This window comes from Streptomyces lincolnensis (genome assembly GCF_001685355.1).
Taxonomy (GTDB): Bacteria; Actinomycetota; Actinomycetes; order Streptomycetales; family Streptomycetaceae; genus Streptomyces; species Streptomyces lincolnensis.
In genome coordinates this window covers 3,710,552-3,732,274 of sequence record NZ_CP016438.1, presented here as the reverse complement: position 1 = coordinate 3,732,274, position 21,723 = coordinate 3,710,552, and the positions used below count along the sequence as shown (strand labels likewise).

Annotated in this window: 24 protein-coding genes; 12 read left to right on the top strand and 12 right to left on the bottom strand. The window is 73.0% G+C overall.

Annotated elements, in window-relative coordinates; translation table 11 throughout:
- Nucleotides 1-95: 95 nt before the first annotated feature.
- Nucleotides 96-1,079 carry an LCP family protein gene (locus tag SLINC_RS16465; RefSeq protein ID WP_225988406.1) on the bottom strand — a complete coding sequence of 328 codons (984 nt, stop codon included), beginning with the start codon at nucleotides 1,077-1,079 and terminating at the stop codon, nucleotides 96-98.
- Between the two features lie 134 nt (nucleotides 1,080-1,213).
- On the bottom strand, nucleotides 1,214-1,615 hold the full coding sequence (locus SLINC_RS16460; RefSeq protein ID WP_067432972.1) for a rodlin: 402 nt from the start codon (nucleotides 1,613-1,615) through the stop codon (nucleotides 1,214-1,216).
- 208 nt (nucleotides 1,616-1,823) lie between these two features.
- Between SLINC_RS16460 and SLINC_RS16455 the strand changes: the two genes are divergently transcribed.
- The 3 genes from SLINC_RS16455 to SLINC_RS50185 all read left to right on the top strand — a co-directional run bounded on the left by SLINC_RS16455 (nucleotide 1,824) and on the right by SLINC_RS50185 (nucleotide 3,726).
- Complete coding sequence (locus tag SLINC_RS16455) at nucleotides 1,824-2,225, top strand: rodlin (protein ID WP_067432969.1); 402 nt, start codon at nucleotides 1,824-1,826, stop codon at nucleotides 2,223-2,225.
- Between the two features lie 258 nt (nucleotides 2,226-2,483).
- Nucleotides 2,484-2,711, top strand: a complete 228-nt coding sequence (gene chpD / locus SLINC_RS16450) for a chaplin ChpD (protein WP_067432966.1) — start codon at nucleotides 2,484-2,486, stop codon at nucleotides 2,709-2,711.
- 115 nt (nucleotides 2,712-2,826) lie between these two features.
- Nucleotides 2,827-3,726, top strand: a complete 900-nt coding sequence (locus SLINC_RS50185; RefSeq protein ID WP_067432963.1) for a chaplin — start codon at nucleotides 2,827-2,829, stop codon at nucleotides 3,724-3,726.
- A gap of 65 nt (nucleotides 3,727-3,791) precedes the next feature.
- Here SLINC_RS50185 and SLINC_RS16440 read toward each other — a convergent pair whose 3' ends face one another.
- Nucleotides 3,792-5,069: a carboxylate--amine ligase gene (locus SLINC_RS16440; protein ID WP_067432960.1), complete on the bottom strand. Its 1,278-nt coding sequence runs from the start codon at nucleotides 5,067-5,069 to the stop codon at nucleotides 3,792-3,794.
- Nucleotides 5,070-5,252: 183 nt separating this feature from the next.
- Here SLINC_RS16440 and SLINC_RS16435 point away from each other — a divergent pair, with 183 nt between their 5' ends.
- On the top strand, nucleotides 5,253-6,467 hold the full coding sequence (locus tag SLINC_RS16435) for a glycoside hydrolase family 26 protein (RefSeq protein WP_067432957.1): 1,215 nt from the start codon (nucleotides 5,253-5,255) through the stop codon (nucleotides 6,465-6,467).
- A 49-nt stretch (nucleotides 6,468-6,516) separates the two neighbouring features.
- Here SLINC_RS16435 and SLINC_RS16430 read toward each other — a convergent pair whose 3' ends face one another.
- The 9 genes from SLINC_RS16430 to SLINC_RS16390 are packed head-to-tail and all read right to left on the bottom strand — an operon-like array spanning nucleotide 6,517 to nucleotide 16,203.
- Nucleotides 6,517-7,668, bottom strand: coding sequence for a GNAT family N-acetyltransferase (locus SLINC_RS16430; protein WP_067432954.1), 1,152 nt, complete (start codon nucleotides 7,666-7,668; stop codon nucleotides 6,517-6,519).
- Nucleotides 7,665-8,330 (bottom strand): YveK family protein, encoded by a 666-nt coding sequence (locus SLINC_RS16425; protein ID WP_067445410.1) that lies wholly within the window; start codon nucleotides 8,328-8,330, stop codon nucleotides 7,665-7,667. The genes SLINC_RS16430 and SLINC_RS16425 overlap by 4 nt, the downstream gene beginning before the upstream one ends.
- A 5-nt stretch (nucleotides 8,331-8,335) precedes the next feature.
- Complete coding sequence (locus tag SLINC_RS16420; protein ID WP_067432952.1) at nucleotides 8,336-9,487, bottom strand: glycosyltransferase; 1,152 nt, start codon at nucleotides 9,485-9,487, stop codon at nucleotides 8,336-8,338.
- Nucleotide 9,488: 1 nt separating this feature from the next.
- The gene (locus SLINC_RS16415) at nucleotides 9,489-10,241 is read right to left on the bottom strand and encodes a polysaccharide deacetylase family protein (protein ID WP_067432949.1); all 753 of its coding nucleotides are present in this window, start codon (nucleotides 10,239-10,241) and stop codon (nucleotides 9,489-9,491) included.
- Nucleotides 10,225-12,012, bottom strand: a complete 1,788-nt coding sequence (gene murJ, locus SLINC_RS16410) for a murein biosynthesis integral membrane protein MurJ (protein WP_079164558.1) — start codon at nucleotides 12,010-12,012, stop codon at nucleotides 10,225-10,227. The genes SLINC_RS16415 and murJ overlap by 17 nt, the downstream gene beginning before the upstream one ends.
- The gene (locus SLINC_RS16405; protein WP_067432946.1) at nucleotides 12,009-13,355 is read right to left on the bottom strand and encodes an O-antigen ligase family protein; all 1,347 of its coding nucleotides are present in this window, start codon (nucleotides 13,353-13,355) and stop codon (nucleotides 12,009-12,011) included. Before SLINC_RS16405 ends, murJ begins: the two co-directional genes overlap by 4 nt.
- Nucleotides 13,356-13,359: 4 nt before the next feature.
- Nucleotides 13,360-14,793, bottom strand: coding sequence for a sugar transferase (locus SLINC_RS16400; protein ID WP_067432943.1), 1,434 nt, complete (start codon nucleotides 14,791-14,793; stop codon nucleotides 13,360-13,362).
- Entirely contained in the window at nucleotides 14,790-15,965 is a 1,176-nt protein-coding gene (locus SLINC_RS16395) for a glycosyltransferase (RefSeq protein WP_067432935.1), read from the bottom strand. Before SLINC_RS16395 ends, SLINC_RS16400 begins: the two co-directional genes overlap by 4 nt.
- Nucleotides 15,966-16,014: 49 nt before the next feature.
- Entirely contained in the window at nucleotides 16,015-16,203 is a 189-nt protein-coding gene (locus tag SLINC_RS16390) for a hypothetical protein (protein WP_067432933.1), read from the bottom strand.
- A 253-nt stretch (nucleotides 16,204-16,456) separates the two neighbouring features.
- Between SLINC_RS16390 and chpG the strand changes: the two genes are divergently transcribed.
- From chpG to SLINC_RS16350, 8 genes are all read left to right on the top strand, one after another.
- Nucleotides 16,457-16,696, top strand: coding sequence for a chaplin ChpG (gene chpG, locus SLINC_RS16385; protein WP_030600866.1), 240 nt, complete (start codon nucleotides 16,457-16,459; stop codon nucleotides 16,694-16,696).
- A 296-nt stretch (nucleotides 16,697-16,992) separates the two neighbouring features.
- Nucleotides 16,993-17,688, top strand: coding sequence for a hypothetical protein (locus SLINC_RS16380; RefSeq protein ID WP_067432931.1), 696 nt, complete (start codon nucleotides 16,993-16,995; stop codon nucleotides 17,686-17,688).
- Between the two features lie 171 nt (nucleotides 17,689-17,859).
- Nucleotides 17,860-18,147: a hypothetical protein gene (locus tag SLINC_RS16375; protein WP_067432929.1), complete on the top strand. Its 288-nt coding sequence runs from the start codon at nucleotides 17,860-17,862 to the stop codon at nucleotides 18,145-18,147.
- Between the two features lie 244 nt (nucleotides 18,148-18,391).
- Complete coding sequence (locus tag SLINC_RS16370) at nucleotides 18,392-18,889, top strand: DUF5949 family protein (RefSeq protein WP_067432926.1); 498 nt, start codon at nucleotides 18,392-18,394, stop codon at nucleotides 18,887-18,889.
- Nucleotides 18,889-19,473, top strand: coding sequence for a vitamin K epoxide reductase family protein (locus tag SLINC_RS16365; protein ID WP_067432923.1), 585 nt, complete (start codon nucleotides 18,889-18,891; stop codon nucleotides 19,471-19,473). The genes SLINC_RS16370 and SLINC_RS16365 overlap by 1 nt, the downstream gene beginning before the upstream one ends.
- A gap of 124 nt (nucleotides 19,474-19,597) precedes the next feature.
- Nucleotides 19,598-20,110: a hypothetical protein gene (locus SLINC_RS16360; RefSeq protein ID WP_067432920.1), complete on the top strand. Its 513-nt coding sequence runs from the start codon at nucleotides 19,598-19,600 to the stop codon at nucleotides 20,108-20,110.
- A gap of 166 nt (nucleotides 20,111-20,276) precedes the next feature.
- On the top strand, nucleotides 20,277-20,753 hold the full coding sequence (locus SLINC_RS16355) for a tyrosinase cofactor (RefSeq protein WP_067432917.1): 477 nt from the start codon (nucleotides 20,277-20,279) through the stop codon (nucleotides 20,751-20,753).
- Entirely contained in the window at nucleotides 20,737-21,603 is an 867-nt protein-coding gene (locus SLINC_RS16350) for a tyrosinase family protein (protein WP_067432914.1), read from the top strand. The genes SLINC_RS16355 and SLINC_RS16350 overlap by 17 nt, the downstream gene beginning before the upstream one ends.
- Nucleotides 21,604-21,723 lie beyond the last annotated feature (120 nt).

The window sequence follows — 21,723 nt, the reverse complement described above, 5'->3', positions numbered from 1 at the left end:
AGGAGCTGCGTGATCGAGAACGGATCAAACCCCGTCAGGGTTGCGGTCTTTGCCCCGATTGGCCCAGCGCACTCACGGGTCCGGCCGAGCGCCCCTCAGGGACAGGCGTAGGAGCTCCCGCGCACCGGGGCCGAGTTCGCCAGCCGGGGCGGGTCCTCGGGCTCGGGATTCGCACCGGCTTCGATCAGCGGCCGGTCCGCGCGCAGCTTCGCGAACATCGCCTCCGCCTGCCGCCGGTCCCACACCAGCGTCGAACCGATCTCCGGGTGCGTCTCGTTGAACCCGGAGATCGGCACGGTCGCGAACTCGGTGGACCTCGCCGTCACCTTGTCGAGCGCGGCCGCCAGCTCCACCAGCTCGCCGGCGCCGAAGCCCTGGTCGACCTGCCCGGATCCGAGCAGCGTCTTCACCAGTCGGGCCGCCGCCACCGGCTCGGTGAGCAGGTTCCGCGTCTGGAGCCCGCGCAGGGCCCCGACCAGGAACCGCTGTTGACGCTGGATCCGCCCGAGGTCGGCGCTCCTGTCCACGTGCCGGGAGCGGACGTACTGCAACGACTGCCCGCCGCCGAGCCGGTGCGTGCCGGGCAACAGATCGAGCTTGGTGGCCGAGTCCCGCAGGGTCCGCGGGGTGCACACCTCGACACCGCCGACCTGGTTCACGGCGTCGATGAAGCGCCGGAAGTCCACCTGGAGATAGTGGTCGAAGCGCAGTCCGGTCATCGACTCCACCGTGGCGACGGTGAGCGGGGTACCGCCCTCGGCGTACGCGCCGTTGATCTTCGAGGGGTGCGAGGGGTGTTTCTCGCCGGTGCCCTCGACCCGGTGCGGGGGGAGGCCGGCGTAGGAGTCCCGCGGCAGGCTGACGACGCTCACGCGGTCCCGGCGGGCCGACACATGGACCACCATCAGGACGTCGGTGCAGTTGCAGGCCCGGCCGCCGGCGTGGAACTCGCGCTTCTCCGCCGCGGAGATGGTGGCCCGGCCGTCCGTGCCCATCAGCAGGATGTTCATGCCCTTGGGGGAGGGGGCCTGCGCGGGGTGGAAGGCGCTGCCGAGCAGGGCGGCTGTGGAAGCCAGCACGACCGAGAGGGAAGACAGAGTTCTCTTCATCGTCACGCGCAGAAAGTAAGCGAGCGGGCCGCCGAGAATACGGCGGCCCGCTGACGGGGACTCAGAAAGCAGTCCCAGGGCTCAGAGCCCGTGATGCGACCGGCTCAGTGGTTGCCGGCGCCGTTGCCGGACAGGGCCGAGATGTCGTCCAGGATGTGCGACAGCGGCTCGTCGCCCTTGGCCTGGGTGCTGTTCTCGACACACTGCTGGTTCTGCGGGGCCGACAGGATCGGCACGTCCTGGAGAACACCGACGGCGGCGAGGCCGACGATCCCCTGGAGGTTCGCCTTGGCCGGCAGGCCGATGCAGGGCTTGTTGAAGGAACCCTGGATGAGCGCCATCTGCGGGCTCATGTTGCCGTAGGTGGCCGAGTTGCCGAACGACTGCGAAGCACCGTTGCCGCTGGCGGAGGTGGTGCCGTCGTCGTTGCCGATCGCCATGGCGGGGGAGGCGACACCCACGACGGAAGCGGCGACCGCGGCGGATGCCAGAACCTTCTTGATCACTTGCTAGTCCCTTCTGGAGAAACCCCGTCCACCGGAGCGCTCTGGTCAACTGCCCGGAGGCCGCTTGGTTGCTCCCTTTCACTCCGATGGCGCAGCAGAAAAACGTACCGGCCCGATCGGGTGAAGTGCCGAAACCAAACACCGTGAGGCCGGTTGATGCGAGGGCAGGATCGTGCGTCGTCGTGATGCACCAGTGAAAGGAACTGAAATGCTGAAGAAGGCAATGGCTGCCGCGGCGGTCGCCGCGTCCGTCGTCGGTGCCGCTTCGCCGGCCATGGCCATCGGGAACGACGAGGGCACCACCTCCGCCAGCGGCAACGGTGCTCACCACGCGTTCGCCAACTCGGTGACCAAGGGCGACATGAGCCCGCAGGCCACGCTGGTCCAGAGCTCCCTCAACAAGCTCTGCATCGGCCTGCCGGCCAAGGCGAACCTCCAGGGCCTCGTCGGCGTCGCCGCCGTCGGTGTCCTCCAGGACGTCCCGGTCCTCTCGGCCCCGCAGAACCAGCAGTGCGCCGAGAACAGCACCCAGGCCAAGGGCGACGAGCCGCTGTCGCACATCCTGAGCGACATCGCGGCGCTGTCCGGAAACGGTGTGAAGAACGGCTGACCCGCCGTCATGGAAATCGCCCGGACATGTGTCCGGGCGATTTTTTTGCTGATACACCGTCAATTGGCTTTGACACTACTCAGATGAGGCGTTTCATCCAAGGCGTTCGAGTGAATTACCCGGCGACACACGTTCCGTAGTTTCTTCGGATGTCTATCCCTCGTTTTACAGCCTGCAGGTCATGGTGCGAGCCGTTCCGACTGTGCTCGCTCGGTTTCGACCGTCATTCCAGGCATGACCGCAGAGAAGGGAAACCTCATGAAGAAGACCGCAGCTGTCGTCGCGGGTGCGATCATGGCCCTCGGCATGGCCGCCCCGGCCTTCGCCGACGCGGGTGCCGAGGGTGCCGCCATCGGTTCGCCGGGTGTCCTCTCCGGCAACGTGGTCCAGGTTCCCGTGCACGTGCCCGTCAACGTGTGCGGCAACACGGTCAACGTGATCGCCCTGCTGAACCCGGCGTTCGGCAACACGTGCGTCAACGACTGACGACGTAACACACCAGCCGCTCCGGCTGTGTCACGGCCGGCCCTGGACGTTCTCCATTCGTTCGGGGCCGGCTTTTCCCACTTCTTCAAGCAGTCAAGCAGTGAGGACAACGAGATTGCGACAGACCCTGGGCAAGGGAATGGTCGCGGCCGCCGCCGCGACGAGCATTCTGTCCCTGTGTGGTGGCCACGCCCTCGCCGACACGGACGCGAGCGGGACCGCCAAGAATTCGCCGGGCGTCGTGTCCGGCGACACCGTGCAGGTGCCGGTCGAGGTTCCGGTCAACGCCTGCGGCAACTCCGTGGACGCGGCCGCCGGGCTCAACCCGGCGTTCGGCAACTCCTGCGCGAACGGATCCTCGGGTTCGACGAAGAGCGGCGCGCACGGCGGCCACCACGAGGGCCCGGGCCACGCCTCGGGTCACGACTGGGACTACGGCGACCGGATGCCGGGCTTCTCCGAGGATGAACCGGGCGGCTACGGCGACGGTCCGGGCGGATACGGCGACGGGCCGGGCGGATACGGCGACGAGTCGGACGGGTACGGCGACACGCCGGGCGACCACGGGGACACGCCGGGCGGCTACGGGGAGACGCCCCCGACCAAGCCCCCCACGACGCCTCCCACCAAGCCCCCCACGACCCCTCCGACGACGCCTCCCACCAAGCCGCCCACCTCCCCGCCCACGACGCCGCCGACCAAGCCGCCGACGACGCCTCCCACCACGCCACCGACGGGACCGCCCTCGACGCCTCCCACCAAGCCGCCCACCACCCCTCCGACGACGCCGACCAAGCCGCCGACGTCACCGCCCACGACGCCTCCGACGGGACCGCCCTCGACGCCTCCCGTCACGACGCCGCCGACCACCCCGCCCACGACCCCGCCGACCAAGCCGCCCACGCTGCCGGACACCGGTGCCGAGGCGCTGCTGGCGGCCTCGGGGGCCAGTGCGGCGATGCTCGTCGCCGGAGTCGTTCTGTACCGACGTGGCAGGGCCGCCTCCCGTCGGTAGTACCCGAGTACCTGTGAGGTGGCGCACCGGGTGCCGGACCGTTCGGGTCCGGCACCCGCGTCATGTCAGCGGCTGCCCGCCTTCTCGTCGTCGGGCAGTCCGGCCACGGCGGGTGACGGGGCCGGGACGGACGCCCGCCGGATGTGCGCCGGATCGGTGCGACGGGTGCACAGGCGGTGCAGGCGCTCCCGGAGGCGGCGGGTGACGTGGCGGGCCCACAGGCCCCACATAGCCCAGCCCGGCCCGCGGTCGTCCCCGGCGTACCAGGCGAGTTCGCGGCCGGCCCGGGCGGGCCGCAGCGCGGTGAGCGGCGCGTAGTTCTCCACGACGAACGACCGCCCGGGCAGCGCCTCCCCGTCCGGCAGCGCCCGGTGGGTCAGGTCCAGGTGCAGCGCCCGTACGACGTCCAGGCCCGCGCCGTCGGTGAAGAGCCGGAACTGCGCGCCGGGCCGCGGGTTGAAGTCGAGCAGGTGGTAGCCGCCGGTCGTGCCGCAGCGGCGGAAGTCCAGGTCGAGGATGCCCCGGTAGCCCAGCTCGCCGATGAGCCGCTCGGCATGGGCCCGCACCCGGGGATTCGGCATCCAGCGGCCCACCGCGGTCAGACCGGCGCTGCGCGGCCAGGACCGTTCCTTCACCCCGGAGCCGCCCCGCACCGCCCCGCCGCGGTCGGCGTATCCGTGGAAGAACCAGTCGCGGTTCGGTCCCGGCGGCAGGAACGCCTGGAGCAGCAGCGGGCTGCCCGCCTCCTCGGCCCGCAGATACAGCTCGCGCGCCTCCCGTGTGGAGCGCACCACGACCGTGCTGCGCAGACCGCCGCCCGCCGGGAGCAGCCAGGGGCGGCTCCACTTCGCCACCACCGGCAGCCCCAGCCGCCAGGCGGCGGCAGCGGCCTCGCCCGCGCTGCCCGGGACGACCGTCTCCGGATGCGGGACGCCCGCCGCCGCGCACAGCCGGGCCAGTTCCGCCTTGTCGGCCACCCGCTCCGACACGCCCGCGGGCTGCCGCGGCAGCAGATAGGCGGGGGCGAGATCCGCGCCCAGCCGCTCCACCGCCACCGCGCTCGCGTCGTCCATCGGGATCAGCACGGCGGGCCGGGCGACCCGGGCGGCCACCCCGCGCAGCGTCAGGGCGATCTCGGCGGGGGAGGCGCCGGGCGACGGCGGGAGGTGAAGTTGCCGCAGGAATCGGGAGGTACGGACCGGGCTTCCCGCGCAGTCGGCGACCAGGTGTACGTCGACGCCCGCGCGGCCGAGTGAGCGCACGGCGCCCAGCGTGCCGTGGTGAAAGGGATTGCGGTCGATCCGCAGCAGAACGGCGGGGACTCGGGTGTCGAACAGCGACACGGGCTTTTCCTTCGGGTCGGGTTCACCGGTCCGGGCTATCGGGACACTCGAAAGCCGTAACGGCGGTGGCGTAATTCCAGTTCATATGACTGAGTGTCAGTAACCGAGCTTCGGTAACCGAGCGTCAGAAACCGAGAAACAGGACGCACGAGAGCGGAGACGAGCGTGGAGAAAGGAGCAGGCATGGCCCCACAGCAACGACGGACCCGGCGCGGACGGCTGGCCTTCGTGGCGGCGACGGTCGCCGCGACGGCGGTACTGGCGTCCGGACCTGGATTCGCCGCGGGCGCGGGGGCGGCGCGGGCCGCCGATCCTCCCGCTCCGACGACACCCGCCGTCCCGGAACCGGACAGGCCCAAGGCCGACGGTCCCGCCTTCGGCGCCTACCTCGACTACGGCGCCCGCGGCGTGGCCAGGATCGCCGAGCTCAGCCAGTGGCTGGGCGGGGCCGAACTGCGCGTCGGCCACACCTATCTGCCCGGCGACCGCTGGAGCAACATCGAGGGCGCCCCCGGCTTCCTCGACGTCTGGGCGGACTGGCGCACCGAGAAGGCCGACCGGATGCTCGTCCTGAACGTCCCCATGATGGAGCGCAACGAGGAGAACGTCTCCGACGCCCAGGTCCGCATGCTGCTCCGCCGGGGCGCCGCGGGCGAGTTCGACCACCACTTCCGTGCCCTCGCCGAACGCCTGGTCGAGCTGAAGGTCCCGGACACGGTGATCGTGCTCGGCTGGGAGATGAACGGCATCACCTACACCCACCGCTGCGGCCCCGACCCGGATTCCTGGAAGAAGTACTGGAACCGGATCGTCACGACCATGCGCGCGGTGCCGGGCCAGAAATTCACCTTCGACTTCACCCCGACCCGCGGCCGCGACGCCGTTCCGTGGACGCAGTGCTATCCGGGCGACGACACCGTCGACATCATCGGCATGGATTCTTACGACCAGCCGACCGGCCTGTCGTTCGACGAACAGATCAAGGAGCCCTACGGCCTCCAGGAACACGTGGACTTCGCCAAGGCCCACGGCAAACCCATCTCGTATCCGGAATGGGGCCTGTTCCGCAACGGCGACAACCCCGAGTACATGCGGCGGATGCTGGCCTGGATGGACGAGCACAAGCCGGTGTACAACACGCTGACCGACTACTGCCCGCACGGTGTCTGGCAGTGCGGGAACAACCCGAAGGCGTCCGAGGTCTACCGGTCCGTCCTCTTCGGCCGCACCGACCCGGCTCCGGAGCCGACCAAGCCCACCGGACCCACCACGCCGACCGATCCGCCCACGCCGGTGACCCCGCCCGCGTGCTCGCCGCTGGACCTGGGTGACTGGGTCGAGTACTGGCTCGGCGGGAAGCTGTGCCTGCGCTTCGACTGGTTCTCGCGCAACCGGTAGCGCACCCGGTAGCCGACCCGTCGGTACCGCCCGGTGGCGGCAGGCCCCCTCAGGACCTGCCGCCACCGGCACGTTCCTTCCCCTCGTGCCTGTTCCGCCAGCGCAGCAGCAGCTCCTTGCCCCGCCGTCGCGCGGCGACGTCGCAGACGACCGCGGTGAGCAGCGGGGCGGTGTGCGGCCGGGCCAGCAGCAGCCGTTGGTTGACGACCGGTTCGGGGCGCCAGTGGTGCTTGTACGGCTCGTTGCCCCGCAGCAGGCTGAGCGTGCCGGGGCCGCCGTCCCCGAGGTGCCGGACGCACGCGTCGAGCAGCATCACCGCCACGTCCGCCTTGCGTTCGCGCAGCCGCGGATGGGCGCCGTAGAGATAGCCGCCCGACAGCCGCCGCGACAGCAGGGTCAGGTCCACGGCGACCACGTCGCCGTCCAGGCGGAACTCGGTGACCACCGCGTCCCCGGAGTGGACCATCGGCCCGACCGAGCGCACCAGGTGGTCGCGGAACCGCGGCCGCAGATGCTCGGACGTCACCTTCCGGCCCTGCCACTGGAGTTGGTGCAGATCGATCAGCCGCCGCAGCGCGGACTCCACCTCGTCGGGGCCCACGACATGACGCTCGATGCCGAGCGCGGTCAGCCTGCGGAGCTTGGCGCGGGCCCGCTGCTGGGTCTTCGCCGACGGCAGCCGTGTGATCAGCTCGGCCATGGGCAGGGCCGGCAGCTCCAGGCACAGCGAGTCGTCCACCCGGCGCCGGGGCCCGCTCCAGTGGTCGTAGATCCGCTCGGCCGCGCCGCCCGGGCGAACTTCGCGGAAGTCGATCAGGGCGGTGCGGGCGGCCGGGGCGAGGCCCTCGGCGAGCGCGGCCACCCCCTCCTCGCCGCGCTCGTCGTCGAGCAGGACGTCGCCGTAGTCGGAGATCGCCCCGCCGAGCGGGACCAGCGCGGGGACCGGGCGGCCGACGCGCATCAGCGGGGCCGCCGCGACCAGCTCGTCGCCGTCCCGCGCCAGCACCACCCGCAGCCGCCCGGGCCTGCCGTACGACTGCCACCAGGAGTGCAGCCAGGAGTGGCTCTGGAAGGGGGTCGCGGACGCGCAGCGGCGGTACAACCGGGCCCACTGCGGGGCGAGTTCGGCGAAGGTCTGCTCGTCGGTGACGAGTTCCGTGGTGAGGGTGGTCGTGGGGGCGGGCGCGTACGTGGCTTTCACAGCTGTCCGTGGACGTCGGCGGCGGGGGCGGGTCCGGGCACGGCGGCCGGGCGGTCCGGCTCGCCCGTGCCGCGCCGGGGCCGCACCAGCAGCGCCAGCCCGCCCAGCAGACCGCCCGCGCTGGCACCGACCAGGCCCGTCACCGCCGGGGACGCCGAGGACGGCTCGGTGGGCTTCGTGGCGCGGGCGAACTGCTGGAGGACGACGTTGGTGTCGTCCTTGGTGTCGTTGGCGTGCCGGGTCAGGGCGCGCGAGACGGCGTTGGCCATGTCGGCGGCGAGGTCGGGGTGCGCGGAGGTGGCGGTGATCGCGACCATCGGCGCGTCCGGCGAGGTCGCCGTCCGCACACCGGACTTGAGGGTCTTCGCCGGTACGCCCGCCCAGACCTGCGCGTCGCCCAGCACCGCGAGCTGGGTCGCGACCCGGCCGTACGCCGTGGCGAAGCCGAGCGCGGCCGCCGGGTCGGACTTCGCCGTCGGGACGGCGACGACATAGGCGGTGGCGGTGTACGCGGGCGGCTTGGCCAGGCCGTACACACCGCCGATCAGGCCGCCCGCGACGGCGCCCGCGGCGATCAGGGACCAGGGCGGGAGGGCCTTGGCGCGGGCCAGGGCGGAGGGGCGGCGGCGGGGCCCGGTCGGGTGGTCGGGCGTGGCGGGCATGGGGGTCATGAGGCACTTGCTCCCTGGGGTGACGGGGACACGGGGACGGCCGTCGCGGCCGCGTAGACGGTCATGAGGCGGGCGGCGCTGCGGGTGATGTCGTAGTGGTGGGCGGCCTCGGGCGCGGCGCGCGGGCCGGGTCCCTCGGCGCGGGCCGCCGCGACGGCCCGCGCGAACGCGTCGACCCCGGTCGGGACGCGGCGCGCGGCGGGCGCGGCCTGGGAGGGCAGGTCCTCGATCGCCGGGCAGGAGGCGTAGCGCACGGGCAGCCCGGACGCCAGCGCCTCCACCACCGCCAGGCCGAAGGCCTCCTCGGGGCACGGCGAGGCGAGCAGATCCATCGCGGCGGTGAGGGAGGGCAGGTCGGGGCCGGGGGAGCCGTCGGACACGTAGGGGCGTTCGCCGGTGAACAGCACCCGGTCGGCGACACCGGCGTCGCGCGCGACGCGCCGCAGCGCGTGCTCCTCCGGGCCGCCGCCGACCAGCACCAGCCAGTACTGGTCGGAGAGCCGGGCCAGCGCCCGGATCAGCACGTCGAAGTGCTTGCCCGGCGTGAGCCGGCCGATGCCGCCGACGACGTACGCCGTCTCCGGCAGCCCGAGCCGCCGGCGGGTGCGCAGCCTCCGGGCCGGGTCGAAGCGGAAGCGGTCCAGGTCGATGCCGTTGGGCACCACCTGGATCCGGGGGGCCGGGACGCCCCAGCGGCGCAGGCGGCCGGCGACCGTCGGGGAGACGGCGACCGTGGCGCGGCCGAGGCGCTCGCTGGCCAGGTAGAGCCCGCGGACCCCCGCGGTCAGTTTCCGGCCCTCCATCTGGGAGTCGCCCAGGGAGTGTTCGGTGGCGACGATCGCGCGGACGCCCGCGAGCCGCGCGGCGAGCCGGCCGTAGACGCAGGCGCGGTACAGGTGGGTGTGCACGAGGTCGTAGCCGCCGTCGCGGATCAGCCGGACCAGGCGGGGCAGGGCGGCCAGGTCGCGGTTGCCGGCCATGCCGAGGTGCGTGACCCGCACCCCGTCGGCGGCCAGCCCGTCGGCCACCGCGCCGGGGTTGGTGAGCGTGACGACGTCGCAGTCCACGGGCAGATGGCGCAGCAGCAGCCGCAGTTGCTGCTCGGCGCCGCCGACCCCGAGGCCGGTGATGACATGGAGAGCCTTCATGTCACACGCCCTCGACGGGACGGCGGCGCAGCCGGTGCAGCCGGTACTTCAGCAGCAGGCGTACGGCGGTGTCGTTCTGCCCGATGTGCAGTCGGGGCAGGGCGTGCGGGCCGTTCAGCGGGCCCGGGTCGATGGCGCAGGCGTAGCCGTACCCGGCCTCGCGCACGGCGTCGACGACCCGCTGGTCGAGGGTGCCGTACGGGTAGCAGAAGCCCTCGACCGGGAGGCCGGTCAACTCCTCCAGTACGGCCCGGCTCTCGGCGACCTCGGACTTCAGCAGGGTGTCGTCGGCCTGCGTCAGGTCCACGTGGGTCAGTCCGTGCGAGCCGATCTCCACGCCCTCGGCGGCGGCCGCCCGCCGGATGCCGTCGGCGGTCAGCAATGGCTTGCGCGGGCCGAGCGGGTCCCAGGCGTTGTCGCCGCCGAGCCGGCCGGGCAGGACGAAGAGGGTGGCGCCGCAGCCGTGGCGCTCCAGGACGGGCAGGGCGTGCTCGACGAAGTCGGCGTACCCGTCGTCGAAGGTCAGCCCGACCAGGCCCCGGCCCTCGCCCCGGGCGCGGGCGGCGAGCAGGCGGGCCACGGAGACACCGGTCAGGCCCCGCGCGCGCAGCCAGCGCAGCTGGGCGTCCAGGCGTTCCGGGGTGACCGTGATGCGGTAGGGGTCGTCCGTGGGGTCGCCCACGGAGTGGTACATCGCCACCCAGGGGACCGGGCCGGTTCTCGGCAGGGGGCGGGTGTCAGCGGTGACGGGCATGGCGGAGCCTTCGTGTGACGGTGCGTACGGAACGGAGTGCGGGGAGGAGACCCTGGGCGCCCATGGACCAGGCGAGCAGGACGAAGACGACGGTCACCGTCGCCGAGCCGGCCGCGAGGGAGGCCGCGGCGGACTCGACACGGCTCGCCACGACGGCGCCCGCGACCGTGGCGACCGCCGCCGCCCGCAGCGGCCTGCTCAGCTCGGCGAGGACCCGCCGGGTGCGGATCGGGACACTGCGCGGGCCCATGCCGTACAGCAGCAGGGCGGCCGTGACGGTGATGCCGGCGGCGTTCGCGGCGGCGATCCCGGACACCCCCCACGGGCCCACCGCCCAGGCGCCGATCCAGGAGGTGGCGATGATGCCGACGGCCATCGTGGCGAGGGGGTACCAGCTCGGGCGGCCCGCCGAGAAGTATGAGCGGACCAGGCAGCCGACCAGGGTCTGGCCGAGCAGGCCGAGCGCGTACACCCGCATGACGTTGGCGGTGGCGGCCGTGTCCGCGGCCGTGAACGCGCCGCGCTGGAAGAGGAGTTCGATGATCTGCGGGGCGCAGGCGATCACCGTGGCGGCGCCCAGCAGCACCAGGCACGCGGCCAGTGCCAGGTCCCGCTCCACGCGGTCGCGGGCCCGTTCGGTGTCGCCGTCGGCCAGTGCTCGCGCGACCACCGGGAAGGTGACCGTGCACAGCATCAGCGACAGCGTCATCGGGATCTGGGCGACCTTCTGCGCGTAGTTCAGGTGCGAGATGGCCCCGGCGGGCAGCGTGGAGGCGAGGAAGCGCTCGATGAGGACCTGCGACTGGCGGCACAGCGCGAAGAGCAGGACGGTGGCCACCAGGGCCAGCGTCACGGTCCGGCGGCCGCCGTCCTGCGGCGGGTCCTCCGCGACCGGGTCCCGGTCGGCCGTCCTGTGCCGCAACCTCCGCCAGACGGACGGCAGTTGGATCGCCACCATGAGTCCGCTGCCGACCGCGACCCCGACGGCCGCCGAGCGCACGCCCCACTGCCCGCCGAGGACGAACATCGCGGTGATGATGCCGGTGTTGTACGCCACGTAGATCGCGGCCGGTGCCACGAACCGCCGGTGGGCCCGCAGCGCCGCGCTGGAGTATCCGGCGAGTCCGAAGCCCAGGACGCACAGGGCGGTGATCCGGGTGCAGTCCACCGCGAGAGCGGGGTCGGGCAGGCCCGGCGCGAGCGCCTCGACCAGGTAGGGGGCCGTCCCGGCGATCAGCGCGGACACGGCGACGAACGCCAGCGCCAGCCGGGGGAGCGTGGAGGCGACCAGCGCGCGCACCGGGTCGCCGGGGGCACCCTGCGCGCGACGGGCCAGCGCCAGGCTGAACGCCGGGACCAGCGCGAAGGCCATCCCGTCCTCGATCAGCAGCGTCGCCGCGAACTCCGGCACCGTCCACGCCACCAGGAAGGCGTCCGTCTCGCTCCCGGCCCCGAACAACCGCGCCAGCGCCTGGTCCCGCGCCAGGCCGAGCATCGCGCCGGCGACGGAGAGGACGGCGGTGACGAGGGTGGCCTTGGCGAGGAACCCGCGGGAGACGGGGGCGAGTTCGGTACCCGGCTCGGGGTGGGGCGGGTGAGCCGGGGCGGTCGTCGGGCCCTGGTCGGGTTCGCGTGCGGGGGAGGGCAGGGAGCCGACGGGAGCGGGCGACCCGGCGTCCCCGGCCGGGCCGGAGTCCTCCTCGGCGGGTGCGTTCGGCGGTGTTCCGGAGCCCTGGAGCTCCTGCGGTGTCCGCGGCGGTGTCACGGTCATCGCGCCGCGACCCTCTCGGCGCGTTCCAGCACCGGATGTTCGGCGCCCGTCCGCACGGCACCACTCCCGACCAGCGCCCACCACGCCACCAGCCCGAAGGACACCGCCGTCAGGACGGTGGACGGGCCGCCGATGTCGGCGTAGGCGAAGTCGGTCAGCTGCCAGGTCAGCAGGCCGCAGGCGATGAGCGCGCAGTCGAGGCCGGGCCCGTCGCGCCGCACCCGGACCAGTCCGCGCAGGGCGCACACCAGCAGGGCCAGCCAGCTGCCGGCGAGGGCGAGGAGGCCGATGAGGCCCTGCTCGGCGAGGACGAGGAGGTACATGTTGTGCGGGGAGAGCAGCGGCTGCCTGCGGAAGCCGGCGCCCGCACCGTCGGTGTCGCTGCCCGAGGACAGAGCGAGGGAGGCGTGCGCGTCCCGGTGCTCGGGGAAGCCCTTCAACCCGACGCCGGCCAGGGGCTGTTCACGCCACATGCCGACGGCCGCGGCCCACATGGTGTACCGGTCGGTCACGGACTGGTCGGGCGCGTCGGCGACCCGCGTGATGCTGTCGATCCGCTCCTGGAGCATCGCCGTACCGACGCCGAACCCGCCCACCAGGATCACCGCGGCGGCGGCCACGACGGCCCCCACCGTCAGCGCCCGCCGCATCCCGGCCAGCAGCAGCTGCGCCAGGCACGTCACCGCCGTGGCGATCCAGGCCCCGCGGCTGAAGGACAGCGCGAGCGGCAGCAGCAGCGCGACCGCGCAGCCCGCGGCGACGGCCCGCTGCCGCACCGAGGTCCGCCCCAGCGCCAGCCCCACCGCGCACACCAGCCCCAGGGACACGACGGTTGCCATGCCCATCACATCGCCCGCCCCGAAGGTGCCGACGGCCCGGATCTCCTCGCCCCGGTACGACGCCCCGGTCCCGGTCGCGTACTGGTGCGCGCCGATCGCCCCCTGCCACAGGGCGAGCCCCACGAACGACCAGGCCAGCAGCCGGAAGTCGCCCCGGCCCCGGATCAGCAGCAGCACGGCCGCGGGAACCAGCACGAAGACCTGGAGGTAGCGGCCCATCCCGCCGAGCCCGGCCCCCGGCGAGGCCGCCCCCGCCGCGGCGACGGCGAGCCCGAGCACGGGCAGGCCCAGCAGCACGGCGGAGGTACGGGTCAGGGGGCGCCGCCGGTCCCGTACGAGACGGATCGCGCAGTACAGCACCACCAGCGCGGAGACCGCGTCCGCCGGGCCCGCGCCGCCCTCGGCGCCGGGGGTGAGCGGCAGCGCGAGCAGGGCGACCACGGCCACCACGGGCAGGACGGGCGGCCACCGCCGCACCCGCGGCAGGGTCAGTGCCTGGCTCATGCGCTCAGCTCCCCGTCGGGCGCACGAGGGCGGCCGCGGTGCGCAGCAGGATGCAGATGTCCTGCCACAGCGACCAGTTGTCGATGTAGGCGTTGTCGAAGCGGGCCCGGTCCTCGATGGAGGTGTCGCCGCGCAGCCCGTGCACCTGAGCGAGCCCGGTGATGCCGGTCTGCATCCGGTGACGGGCCGCGTAACCGGGGTAGGTCTGGCTGAACTTGCCGACGAAGTACGGCCGTTCGGGCCGCGGCCCGACCAGGCTCATGTCGCCCCAGAAGACGTTCCACAGCTGGAGCAGCTCGTCCAGCGAGGTCTTGCGCAGGAAGCGGCACAACCACGGCATCCGGTGCTCGTTCGCCACGCTCCAGCGGGTCGCCGCCTCGTGCTCGTCGACCGGGCGGTGGGTGCGGAACTTCAGCAGCGTGAAGGGCTTGCCGCCCTTGCCGATGCGCTCCTGACGGAACACCACCCCGGGTCCTGCGGTCAGCCGCAGCGCCACCGCGCACACCAGCAGCAGCGGGCTGACCAGCAGCAGCAGCGTCCCGGACACGGCCACGTCCAGCGCCCGCTTGCCCGCGGTACCGCGTCGCCGCGTTCCCATCTCCAGGCGCCGGCAGGCGAATCCGGCGAGCTGGTCGCGCGAGGCGTACGAGGGCGCGTCCGCGTCGATCTCCCACACCGCGCAGCCCGACTCGGCGAGCGCCCGCAGCAGCGGCCCCTGTTCGGACCGTACGGACGGATGGACGACCAGGACGTCCCGGGCGCCGTTCTGGACGAGGGCCCGTTCGACCTCCTCGCCGGTGGTCAGCACGGGCAGCGTCTCGCCGCCGGCCGGCCGCTCGGTGACGATCCCCACCGGCCGCACCCCGCACCGCGGATGACGCAGTACGGCGGCCGCCACGCGCTGCGCGGTCGCCGCCGGGCCGATGACGAGGGCGGCGCGCGGCCGGGCCAGCCGCACCGCGCGCCGTCGCCAGTGCACGAGACCGCGGCCGACGCAGCCCGCCGTCGCCTGGAGCAGGAAGCCCAGGGCGAGGGTGCGGGCGGACAGGGCGTGCTGGGGGGCGTACGCGGCCACGAGCGCGCCCACCGCCAGCCAGGCCACCGCGATCCGGCCGCACACGCCGGGCAGTTCGTCGAGGATCCCCGGCACGGGCCGGTTCCGGTGCGGGCGCAGCAGCATCGACGCGGCCACCAACAGCCCGGCCAGCAGCGGCCGGTGCTCGGCCGCGGTCGGCTCCGGAGCGCAGAGCAGAGCGCCGAGCAGGGCGGCGACGGCGTCCGCGGCGAGCAGCGGGACCGGCGACGCGGGCCGCGCCGGGGGTCTGCGGGCCGGGAAACGGAAACCGGCGGCGCGGCGCGCCGGCATGACGGAGACGGGCGAGAATCCGGGATCCCGTGGCTGCCCGCCGGGCGAGGGGACGGTGCTTTCCGCGGTCACGAGTGGATGGACTCCCTGTACTCGGTGGGCACGGCATGCGCGGCGAGCGCGCCGCCGAGCAGTTCTCGGTACACGTCCGCCACCGCCTCGGCGGTGTGCCGCACGTCGTGCGTGGACAGGACATGACGGCGTCCCTGATGGCCCAGCGACTCGCGCAGCGGCGGGTCGAGCAGCAACTCGGTCATGGCACCGGCCAGCCGCTCCGGATCGCCCGGTGGCACCAGGCAGTGGGGCGGGAGGTCCGGCGGCAGGCTCTCCCGGGCGCCGTCCACGTCGGTGAGCACCACGGGCCGCCCGCACGCCATCGCCTCCAGCGGGGCGAGTGCCATGCCCTCCCAGCGCGAGGGCAGGACGACCAGATCGGCGGCCTGGTACCAGGGCACGACATCGCCGACGGCCCCCGCGAACAGCACCGACTCCGGTGCCCGCGTCCGGAGTTCGTCCCGCTGCGGCCCGTCGCCGACCAGCACGAGCCGGGCCCCCGGCACCCGCCGGACCACCGACGGCCAGGCCTCCAGCAGGACGTCCTGGCCCTTCTGCCGGCACAGCCGCCCCACACACGCCACGAGCGGCGCCGCCGGGGGAACACCGGGCAGGAGCGCGGCCCGTACGGTGTCGACGGCCGCGGGACGGAAGCGCGCGGGCTCGATCCCGTTGGGGACGACGCTCCACCGCCCGTCGATCCCGGCGCGCACGCCGGTCGCGCGCTCCGCCTCGCTCACACACACCACCCGGTGCGCCCAGCGCGCCCCCCGCTGTTCCCATCGCAGCGCGAGCGATGAGGTGATCCCGCCGACGGCCTCGAACGACCAGGCGTGCGGCTGGAACACGGTCGGAGTCCGGCCCCGCACGGCGAGCCGCCCCGCGAGTCCGGCCTTCGCGCTGTGCGCGTGCACCAGATCGGGGCGTACGTCCTCGATCACGCGAGCGAGCCGTCGTACCTCTCGAACGAGGGTCGGGCCCGGTGAGCGGGTGGCGTGCCAGTGCCGGACGTCGGCCCCGGCCGACCGCGCGGCGGCGGCCAGCGGGCCGTCCGGGCAGGCCACCGTGACGTGCAGACCGGCCGCGAGCTGGGCCCGCGCCAGGTCCGTCACCACGCGGGCGACACCGCCGTCCACGGGCTGGGTGATGTGCAGGACCCGTGGCCGAGGGTCGGGTGCTGGCTGGTGCATGCGCGGTTTTCCTCGCTCACGGACGGCGCTCGGTACGGGCGGAACGCGCCTACGTGCGGGCGTCTACGGCGACGAAGAGCACGCCGGCCCATGCCGCGTCCGGCAGGGAAACGAGCCGGGAGCCCGGCTGGTCACCGCCGGACCGCAACGCCTTCTCGTGTTCGAACACATCGAGGTCGCGTCCGGGGGCGTTCGTGCACGCGGGTACGCGCGCGGCCGGGGCGGTGGAGTTGCTCATGACGGGCTGTGCCCTTCCGGCAAAGAAAGAGGGGAATGTGATCGTCGGGCTATAGGGGTGCGTCAAGAGGTCCGCAACTCTAGCCGCTATGCGTATTAATCCGGCGAAACCGGGCAAGTGTGTCGGAAGGGTGGAGCGAGGGCCTCCGTGACATCACTCCATTGGCGGCACAACCCGCGGGGGCGCCACGCGTTGACACAGCGCCGGGCATCCCCGCCCGGATGTTTGTTTCAACCCCAAGGAGCACCTCTCCATGTCGCGTATCGCGAAGGGCCTGGCCCTGACCACCGTTGCGGCCGCCGCCGTTGCGGGCACCGCCGGCATCGCCGCCGCCGACAGCGGCGCGCAGGGCGCTGCCGCCCACTCCCCGGGCGTGCTGTCGGGCAATGTCGTCCAGGTTCCGGTCCACGTGCCGGTCAACGTCTGCGGCAACACCGTCAACGTCATCGGTCTGCTGAACCCCGCGTTCGGCAACGAGTGCGTCAACGACTGACGTCGACGCGCCACCCTTTCGCCGGCCGCCCTTCCGTGGTTCCTCCACGGAAGGGCGGTCGGCTTCTTGTTATGTCCGTTCCTGTCGTGCCGGTTCTTGTCGTGAGTCGGAACGCCGTCCCCCGAATGGGGGGTTGGGGCGGCGCCGGGGCGGGTCGCTCTTGACATGCCCCTCACCAGCGACGACGTCGGCGGGGCGGGACCGGGGGCGTTGCCCGGTGCGCTCGCTCGGTTGCAGAGCGCGGTGGCCGCTTTCACGGTGGGCTCAAGATCGGACGCACATCGAAAGGAACACCCATGCGTGGTCTGCCCGCCCGGCGTATCGCCTCCTCCGCCCTCTGCGCCATCCTCCTCGTCGGCATCGCCGGACCGGCCGCGGCGGCGGCCGAGCGGGACCCGTCCACCAAGAGCGTCCAGGCGGCGCAGGCGCCCGTCCCCGGCGCGGACGGACTCCTCGCCCAGGTCAAGGGCCTGGGCAACCTCGGGGCCGTGCTCACCCCGGTCACCGACCTGCTCAACGCCGTCCTCAAGGCCGACAACGGCCAGCTCTCCGCCGAGGAGGCCACCAAGCTCGGCGACGCCGTGAAGGAAGCCCTCGCCAAGGTCACCGCGGCGGCCCCGGCGGCACCGGCGACACCGCCCGTGGCCCCGCCCGCCACGAGCACCCTGCCCACGCTCCCGACCGTGCCGACCGTGCCGACGCTGCCGACCGCGAAGAACGGCGCCGCCCAGGCAGCGGCCGCGCAGCTCCCGGCCGACCTCGTGGGCGACGCGGTCGCCGCCCTCCAGAAGGCCGTCGACACCCTGCTCAAGGCGGCCCAGTCCGGCGATGTCACCCAGGTGGTGGCGGCCCTCACCGGTGTGCTGACCGGCCTGGTCAACCTGGTCGCGGCCACACTCCTCGGCGGCGGCCTGCCGGTCCCGAACCTGCCCGGCCTGCCGGCGCTGCCGACACTGCCGAGCCTGCCGACCGGTCCGCTCCCCACGTCGTAGGCGTACGCGACCCCGTTGTGCCGGTCTCCACGAGAGGCCGGCACAACGGCTTTTTCATGACAGCCCAATTACCCCAATTACCGGGTACGGAGTTTCCGCTCCGGTGAGGGCTCGTTAGGCACGGCGTCAGAATTCCCTCTGGTGACATGAGTTGCCGAAGAAAGGAACGCGATGAAGTCCCTGAAGGCTGCCGCTGTAGTTGCCGGTTCCGTGGTTCTCGCCGGTGCCGCCGCGCCCGCGTTCGCCTACGACGCCGCCGACGTCACGCCCACCAGCCTCAACGGCGCCGTGAACACGCTCACCAGTGGCGACATTCAGCCCCGCGACGTGATGCCGCTCCAGCACCAGTCGGACGCGCTCGACACCGAGAACAAGGACTCCGTGCTCAGTACCGTGAAGGACGCGACGACCACCCTGAACTCCGGCGGACTGCTCGGCGGGCTTCCCCTCCAGGGCTGAAACACCTCTCGCGCGCAAAGCGCCGAAAGGGCGCCGAACGGGCGCCGACAGGTGTCGAAGGATGCCGACAGGTGCCGAAGGGCGCCGAAAGGGCCGTTTCCGTACCGGCATGCCGATCCGTACGGGACCGGCCCTTCGCGCTGTTCGAGTGGGGTCCCTCGTTCGTGTGGACAGGCCGTGCCCGATCGCCCGGTCGGGTGAGAACACGTCCGGCCGTATTCAGGGGCGTCGATAAGGTCGCGCGGTGACCTCAACCTCAAGCGAAACCCGCCCCTTCCGCGCCGCGGACCTGGGCACCCTCGTCGTCATGGCCTGGAGCGGCGAGGCCCCCGACGGCGACATGCCCTACCTGCTCGCCTACTCCCTCGGCGACGGTGCCGAGGGCCCGGAGGGCTCCACGGCCGCCGTCGAAGCCCTGCTGGAGAACAACGGCCTGCCCGTCGGCGGCGACCTCGTCGACGGCAACGGCCGGCCGAGCCTGCCGGTCAGCCTGCTCGTCGAGTCAGGCTCGGCCGTCGTCACCATGCCGGGCTTCAACGCCCAGTGCGCCCCGCCCCCGGAGTGGCTCGCGGCCGTCGGCGAACGCGGCTTCGCCTACTTCGTGTTCACCACCCGCCCCTGGCCCGAGGCCGAGCCGGGCAAGCCGATCGAGCCGGAGGCGCTGGCCGCCTTCGCGGGCGCCGAGGAGACCCTGAACGCGGCCGCCCACATCGTCCTCCCCGCCCGCAGCCTGCGCGGCTGATGGAACGCGCCGCGGGCGGCAGTCGCGCGTTCGCCGTCCTGCTGGTGCTCACGGGGGCCGCGGGGCTGCTGGCCTCCTGGGTCATCACCCTCGACAAGTTCAAGCTGCTGGAGGATCCCGGTTTCACGCCGGGATGCAGCCTGAACCCGGTGGTGTCCTGCGGCAGCGTCATGACGAGCGACCAGGCCTCGGCCTTCGGGTTCCCCAATCCGATGCTGGGCCTGGTCGCCTACGGCGTCGTCGTCTGCGTCGGCGCGAGCCTGCTGGCCGGCGCCGCCTTCCCCCGCTGGTACTGGCTGACCTTCGCCGCGGGCTGTCTGTTCGGCGTCGGGTTCGTCTCCTGGCTCCAGTTCGAGTCGCTCTACCGGATCAACGCCCTGTGTCTGTGGTGCTGCCTGGCCTGGGTCGCCACGATCCTCATGTTCTGGTACGTGACGTCCTTCGCCGTACGCCGGCGGTTCCTGCCCGCGCCGGCCGGATTCCGATCGTTCCTCGACGAATTCACCTGGATGTTCCCGCTGGTGCACATCGGAATCGTCGGAATGCTGATTCTGACGCGTTGGTGGGACTTCTGGACGAACTGACAATTCCTCCGGCGTACGTCGTACTACTGCGGCAGTCGGGGGATTCTTGCGCTGGAGACTGTCCCAGGATCGTTACGCGGTACGGACGTTGAGTTCCCGAACCCCGAAAAGGACCGTACCTGCCATGAAGTCGACCACCCGAGGAACCCTTGCCGCCGTCATCACGGGCGTGGCGGCCGCGATGGGTGCCGCCGCCCCCGCCGCCGCCGTGGACACGGTTCCGGTCCCCGTGCCGTTGGAGGGCATCGAGAACTCCCTCAACATGGAGCTGCCCAAGCTCGGCGGGGAGATCCCGCTGCTCGTGCCGGGCGCGCCCGAGGGACCGCAGTACGTCGAGGGGCGCCTCCTGCCGGAGCGGGTCATCCCGCAGCTGCCGGTCAGCGGTGCGCTGCCCGGCGCCGGCCTGCGCGCGCCGCTGCCGCACATCCTCGGGGACGACTTCGACCACGTGGCCGTCGAGGCGCCCGTCTCCGACCTGCGCACCCTGGGCCCCGGCCTGAGCGTGGACGCGCCGCTGACCCCGCCGAAGCCCGAGAACTTCGGTCTGCCGGACGTCAAGCTTCCGCAGGTGGGCGTGCTCGCCCCGGTCCTCCAGACCGTGCCGGGCGCGAACCTTGCCACGGGGGCCGGCCTCTAGGACCGGCCGACCCGCCGATCGGACGGGCCCGGGCGAACACGCCCGGGCCCGTCGGCTGTCCGGGTACGCGTGTTCACCTCGCGGCCGCCGGACGGTGACCGCAGGGCCCGCCGGACGGTTACCGCTACGACAAACGAAGCGCAGCCACCCGGACGAGGAGCAGGCGATGGTCATGAGTGTCGGCGGAGCACCGGTCGGCGGGGAACCCTCGGTAGCGCGCGAGGCGAGAGGCGGGCCCGCGCGGAGCCGGCGGGACCTGCTGCTCGGCCTGGTCGGACCGGCGGCCGTCGCGGTGGCGTTCCTCCCGTTCGCCGCCGTCTCCCGCTCACTGCGCGCGGCCGAGCCGCCCGCGGACGTCGTGTTCGACGAGACCTACCGGGGCCGCCACATCCGCGGCATCAGGACGTCGGCGGCCGCCGCCGGACGCGTCCTGGGCGACGGCCGCTGGCAGGTCACCGTCGACGGACGGCCGCTGCATCTGATGCGCCGCGCCGACGGCACCTGGCTGAGCATGGTCGACCACTACCGGTCGTACGCCACACCCCTGGAGGCCGCCCGCGCCGCGGTCGACGAACTGGGGCCGGGGCAGCTGCGCGAGAGGGGACCCGAAGACATGGGGGGACACGATGGCGTACACGCGTAGGGACGTCAGCACGCTGACCGCCGCCGAGAAACGGCGGTTCGTGAAGGCGCTGCTGGAGGTCAAACGGAGGGGCGAGTACGACGAGTTCGTACGGATGCACATCGAGTACTACGTCTCCGACGGCGAGGGCGGACTGCGGACGGCGCACATGGCGCCCTCCTTCCTGCCCTGGCACCGCCGGTTCCTGCTGGAGCTGGAGCGGGCGCTGCGCCGCGTCGACTCCTCGGTGACCGTGCCGTACTGGGACTGGACGCGCGACCGTACGACGACGTCGGCGCCCTGGACGAAGGACCTGCTCGGCGGCACCGGGCGGCGCTCCGACCGGCAGGTGACCACGGGCCCGTTCGCCTACCGGGAGGGCAACTGGACCCTGCGGGAGAACATCACCGACGAGGAGTACCTCACCCGGGACCTCGGCCGGTCCGCCGACCCGATCGCGCTGCCGACCAAGAGCGACCTGGAGCGGGCCCTGGCGGACCCGGTCTACGACAGCTCGCCCTGGGACTCGACGTCCGGCAAGGGGTTCCGCAACAAGCTGGAGGGGTGGGGGAGCGGGCGGGGGCCCACCGCCTGGCGCAATCACAACCGGGTGCACCGCTGGGTCGGCGGGGTCATGGTCGGCGGCGCGTCCGTCAACGACCCCGTCTTCTGGATGCACCACGCCTTCGTCGACCTGTGCTGGTCCCGCTGGCAGCGCCGCCACGGCGACCACCGCTACCTGCCCGCCAAGCCGCCCGCCGCGGGCAGTTCCCAGTACCGGCGGATCGTCGCCCGGCACGAGAAGCTGCCGCCGTGGGACGTGACGCCGGACGCGCTGGAGGACCACAGCCGGATCTACCGGTACGCGTAGGAGGTCCCGGCGCGGTCCCGGCGCCGGCCTGGTGCGGTCGGTCCGTGGACATGAGAGAGCGGTCCGTGTACATGAGAGAGCCCCGGCGCTCGGAGATGCCGGGGCTCTTTCACGCGTACG